1 protein-coding gene is annotated in these 2,285 nt (G+C 57.1%); it reads right to left on the bottom strand.

From position 1 onward, the window contains the following. Nucleotides 1-136: 136 nt before the first annotated feature. On the bottom strand, nucleotides 137-2,098 hold the full coding sequence (gene nosZ, locus HKN37_02535; protein ID NNE45519.1) for a Sec-dependent nitrous-oxide reductase: 1,962 nt from the start codon (nucleotides 2,096-2,098) through the stop codon (nucleotides 137-139). Between the last annotated feature and the right edge of the window lie 187 nt (nucleotides 2,099-2,285).

Below are 2,285 nucleotides of genomic sequence, written 5' to 3'. Positions count from 1 at the left end.
GAGGGAGGCGCCTCCGAGGAATAGCCTGGATCGATTGGTCACGACGGTGATCTAGTGTGATTAGAGGTGCGTTATCGCGTCCGTAATTCTCGGACGCCGACCCGCGCCGGCGCCCGAGAACGTGGACAGATGTGACTCAGCCGCCACCTGTCCCGAAGGCCAGGGGTGTATTGGATCCACGTGCTGAGACGCGGGCGTAGCCCTGCATTTCCTGGTGTAGCGCCGAGCAGAAGTCGGTGCAGTAGAACGGGTACACACCGGGTTTCTGCGGTTCCCAGACAAGCGTTCGCGTCTCGCCCGGCATGACCAGCAGTTCGGACGTGCGTGCACCCATCACCGCAAATCCGTGCGGCGTGTCCCAATCCTGCTCGAGGTTCGTCACGTGGAAGTACACTTTGTCTCCGACCCGCAGGCCCTCAATATTATCGGGAGCAAAGTGGGTACGGATCGTCGTCATGTACACGTGCACGTCGTTTCCATCGCGTTCAACACGCGCCTCGCTCTCCGCTCGCGCCGCGAACGGATGAGTGTTGTCCTCGATGGGGAAGATCTGTACCTGCTTGTCCTGGATGACGCTGGCCAGCAATCCCTGCGCGTAGTGAGGCTCTCCGAGCGTCGGGAAGTCCAGGAGTAACTTCATCTTCTCGCCGCTGATGTCGATCAACTGAGCAGCGTGTGTGAGCTCGGGACCCGTCGGCAGGTATCGATCTTTGGTGATCTTGTTCATCGCCACGAGGTATTTGCCCCATGGTTTCTCACTGTCACCACCCGGAATCATGAGGTGGCCGATCGAATAGTAAGTCGGAATCCGGTCGACGACTTCCCATGTGCCCAGTTTCCACTTGACCACCTCGGATGAGATGAACATCGACGTGTAGGCGTAGCCATTGCCGTCAAACTCAGTGTGGAGAGGCCCGAGGCCAGGGTTCTTGACTTCGCCGGCGATTACGGACTCGTACTTCAGCACGGGGATGCCGTCGATGACCGTTTCAAACGCTTCGTCCTCGATCGCCTTCAGCATCTTCGTGAACGAGTGAACCGGGATCAGCGCGGCCAGCTTTCCACCTGCCGCAATGTATTCGCCGGAGGGGTCGACATCGACGCCGTGCGGCGACTTCGGTGTGGGCAGGTAGTAGATGAGCCCATCACAATCGGTCGGGTACAGAACTTTCGTTTCCGACTTCTCCTCGGCCACGGCCATTCGACCCGGGCCCATATGATTGTGGTAGTAGGTCGACGGCGTGCTTTTGGCCGTTCCATTTGCCACGCACTCTTCGGCGCGTTTCCAGTTCACCGCCGCAACAAAGTCCTTGTCGTTCTGCGAAGCATTCACTTCGAGCAGCGTATGCGCTTCTTCTGTGTTGTAGCTGGTGAAGAAAGCCCATCCGGTCGATACACCCTTTCCTGAATGAGCAAGATCATAATTGTAGCCGGGCACCAGGATCTGGAACGCAATATCCATTTCTCCAGGTGTGTCGGCCTTGATGAACGTGATCGTGCCCTTGAAGTTATTCTTGTACTCGGCAATGGACATGTCGCGCTGCGGAATCGGTACACTGAACCGCGTCGAAGCCACGACATATTCCGAGTTGGGTGTCACAAACGGCGAAGCGTGATTTCCCGCCGAGTTCGGAATCTCGATGATCTCGTCCGTCTCGAATGTCGTGAGATCAATACGTGCTACTCGAGGAGTGTTGTTCGCGTTGATGAACAACCATCGCCCATCCGGGACACCATTCGTCTGGGACAATTCGGGATGGTGAGCGTCGTCCCATGGAATATTTCCGAAGGAGGTCAGGAGCATGTCCTTCGTTTCTTCGGTGTAACCCCATCCATTCTCAGCATGCTGCGAGAAGACGGGGATCAGTTTGAGAAGGCGGCCTGAAGGCAGCCCGTACGCGGTAACCTGGCCGCTGTAGCCACCGGAGAAGAAACCGTAGAATTCGTCGTAACTACCGGGTGGCACGTATACCTTGCTGGCAGCGTCGCCACTGCCCTGCATGGCGCCCGGGCCCTGACAATTAATCGAGACCATTGTCACGGCGAACAGCGCGACGACGACGAGTCCGATACTTAACGTTCCTGATCGTTGCTTCATGGTACCTACCTCCAGATAGGGCGAGCGTTGAAAGTCACTGAATGGGTCAATTGTACAATGTCACGGAGCGGTTTCAGGGCTCGCGGAGCCCGACCGACGCAGATACTCCAGCAGGGCTCGAGCATCTGCCATGGTGATATTCTGATTTGGCATCATGGTCATGTACTCGGCGAGGAGTTGTCTCGCT

Source organism: Rhodothermales bacterium, assembly GCA_013002345.1.
In the GTDB taxonomy this organism is placed as follows: domain Bacteria; phylum Bacteroidota; class Rhodothermia; order Rhodothermales; family JABDKH01; genus JABDKH01.
Note: the sequence above shows the minus strand (reverse complement) of the source record. Positions and strands in the feature narration are given on the sequence as shown.

Coding starts and splice junctions, on each gene's coding strand:
- nosZ (NNE45519.1), bottom strand. CDS start 2,098: ATGAAGCAACGATCAGGAACGTTAAGTATCGGACTCGTCGTCGTCGCG.